Annotated in this window: 2 protein-coding genes and 2 pseudogenes; 2 read left to right on the forward strand and 2 right to left on the reverse strand. The window is 58.7% G+C overall.

Features of this window, described 5'->3' with window-relative positions:
* Window positions 1-180 (forward strand): annotated as a pseudogene (locus JWR14_RS34285) (type II toxin-antitoxin system HipA family toxin); the annotation flags it as partial.
* A 142-nt stretch (window positions 181-322) separates the two neighbouring features.
* On the opposite strand, the gene JWR14_RS34290 reads toward JWR14_RS34285, so the two are convergent.
* A complete protein-coding gene (locus JWR14_RS34290) occupies window positions 323-610 on the reverse strand; it encodes a DUF4148 domain-containing protein (RefSeq protein ID WP_299718363.1) in 288 nt (95 codons plus the stop codon).
* A gap of 791 nt (window positions 611-1,401) precedes the next feature.
* Between JWR14_RS34290 and JWR14_RS34295 the strand changes: the two genes are divergently transcribed.
* Window positions 1,402-1,956 carry an NAD(P)H-dependent oxidoreductase gene (locus JWR14_RS34295; RefSeq protein WP_299718365.1) on the forward strand — a complete coding sequence of 185 codons (555 nt, stop codon included), beginning with the start codon at window positions 1,402-1,404 and terminating at the stop codon, window positions 1,954-1,956.
* A 97-nt stretch (window positions 1,957-2,053) separates the two neighbouring features.
* Here JWR14_RS34295 and JWR14_RS34300 read toward each other — a convergent pair.
* Window positions 2,054-2,760: pseudogene (locus JWR14_RS34300) on the reverse strand (hypothetical protein); the annotation flags it as partial.

A 2,760-nucleotide genomic window follows, 5' to 3' on the forward strand; every position in this document is an offset into this window, starting at 1 on the left:
ATGCTCGACGCGTGGGCGCAAGGTCTTGAAGACATAAGGCCCGATGCCAAACCCGGCAAGAGTACGCCGGCGCTTCTGCGTGAGCAGGCAGGATTCTCAAACCCGGACGGGCTGAAACACCGCAAGGAAACCAACCCATACGCGAGCCCTGACGGGGCTTTCTCGCACAAGGCACGTTAGACGCGCAAGCGGCTCCGGCCCACCCGGGTGGAACCGCCAACGATCTGGGCGAGTTTCCACAGAGTTTCCACAAATAGCGCGGCTTCACCAATCGAACCCGCCGCGTTGCTCCATCTTTCCCTCGATACCTTGCAGGTGACGCTTACTGGTCGATCACGCGCGTGCCGTCCGCTTCGGTCTCGGTCGTATCCGCGCCCGATGTGACGCGTTGAAAGCGAGCGGTTTGATACGGCCGCAACTGGGGATAACTTTCCGAATGGATCGCGTCGAGTTCGCCGCTCTTTTGCGCAGCGATCAACTCGGCCTTCACCTCGGCTCGCGTTCTCGGTGCGTAGGCGCTTTGCTGCGCGGTGTCGGTGGATTGGGCAAAAACGGGTGCCGATGAGACCAGCACGGCAACAAATAAACTTCCGATAAGCGCGCGTTTCATGATGAACCCTTCACTGTTTGAAGACGGCGCGTTTCACGCCGTCATGTGAAGCAGTCTATTCACATCACTATCGATGACCAATGTCGATTGAGAAAACATATTGTTGTGTATCACGCATGAATGTGAAGTCTTGTTTCTGCGCGCCAGGACGATCGTTCTCTATCCCGCTCCGCACCCCTCAATCATTGCGATTTTTGTAAGGATCAATTTCTTACACCGCCATTTGTCTGCGTCCGCTTAATCGATATTCTCGGTTTACCGATCCAGTTCGATCGTTGCCAATTCACCGAGGTGTCCCATGAAACGCATGCTTTCCGTCTTCGCCGCTGTCGCTTTGTTCGCTGTGGCAGGTGCTGCCAACGCCGCGGCCGATACCAATTCTCAGCCGTCGACGTGCCAAGGCCCGCCGTCGCAATGCAATGTGTTTTTCGGTCAATAACATCGCTCCGGCCGATTTCGCCATACCTGCTAGTTGTATCCCGCCAAGCCTCTGGCGGTTTAGTACGAATTATTAAACATCTACAAAGTTGTCCACAGTTTCTGTGGACAACTTTGTGGAAATCATCTCAAAAATGGCTTGCAGCGGGCTTGTCATCGGGTATCGATCGAAACGCCCAATTCAAGGCAGAACGCGATACGAAACGTCCAACGTCACATGCCGGTCCCGGCATCAATCCGCCCCATTCCGGATAGCTTTGGACTCAACCGAACGCCTATGATGTGCTGGCTGGTACAGGGCATATTCGCGGATGCTATTCGGGCTCCGCTTTAATCAGTCACCGGGACAAGCCATGACCTACAAGATTGCGGTTGTTGTTGGCAGCATTCGCCGAGATTCTTTCAACAAGCAGTTGGCGCACGCGGTAACGTCGCTGGCGCCGCCGGATTTTTCGTTCGAGTTCCTGGATATCGCGAGCCTGCCGCTCTATAGCCAGGACTATGACAGCGACTTTCCCGAAGTTGCGCGAACCTTCAAGGAAAAGATAGCGGCGGCGAATGGCTTGCTGTTCGTGACGCCGGAATACAACCGCTCGATTCCCGGCGTGCTGAAGAATGCGCTGGACTGGGGTTCACGGCCGTGGGGCCACAACGTATGGGGCAACAAGCCCGGCGCGGTGCTGGGCACGTCGCCAGGCGCGACCGGCACGGCGCTCGCGCAGGCGCATCTGCGAAATGTGCTCGCTTACCTCGATGTGCCGCTCATGGGTCATCCGGAAATGTTCGTCAAGCACGATGCAAACCGTATTGATGCCACCGGCACGATCGTGAGCGAAGACACGCGCAAGTTCCTGCAGAATTTCGTCGATAAATACGTCGCGTGGGTGCAGCGCCTTGCGAAGGTTTAGGCCCGGGGCAAGAAAACGCGCGCAAGGCCCCTTTCGCAAAACGCCAACGGCCCGCTAAAGCGGGCCGTTGGCGTTTCAACGCGTTGAGGAATGCAGGTTACAGATGGTGTTGATGCCCCGTCACACGCTCCCAGCCATGACGCACCGCGAGCTTGAAACGCTCCCAGGTGTCATGGCCGCCTGAACTACGTCCTTCCCAGTCGTGGCGCAATTCGGTTTCCATCGAGTCGTCCCAATTGCGGCGGTGATAACGCTCGTCGCTGGCTGCTGAGACGCCGTATCGGTACGCTTCCTCGTACTCTTCATAACTCCCGCCGGTCGCCGCGTACTTCGACTCGTAGTCGCTGCGGAACTCGTCTTCGTACTCCATGTATTCGTCCGGCATTGTGCTTCGCGTGCCTGCATGTGCTCCGAGCGCCGAGTCGCCAGTTTGACTCAACGTACCCGGAACCGGTGCGCCCGTAGCGCTCGTGGCACCCGCGGTGCCCACTCGAGCCGACGTTTCGGTTTCATCGAGCGGATCAAGCGGATCGACAGCGCGCCAGCCTTGCGCGGGCGTTGTTCCGGTCAACGGGTCCTCTGCGCCGACCGCCCGCAGAGTCGTTTCCTTTGTGTCCTGCCAGACCGTGCCGCTGGTCATCGGATCGCCGCCCGTTGCCCGGTACGACGAATCGCTCCCGCCGGCAAATACATCGCGGCCGACCGGGCTGATCGGGTCGAGCGGCTGCACAGCCGGATCGTCACGGTCAGCGTGGGGATACGCGCGGGCGCGGCTGGCATCGGCGCGAACGGGGTCGAGCGGAT

Source organism: Caballeronia sp., from assembly GCF_028292365.1.
Lineage (GTDB): Bacteria > Pseudomonadota > Gammaproteobacteria > Burkholderiales > Burkholderiaceae > Caballeronia.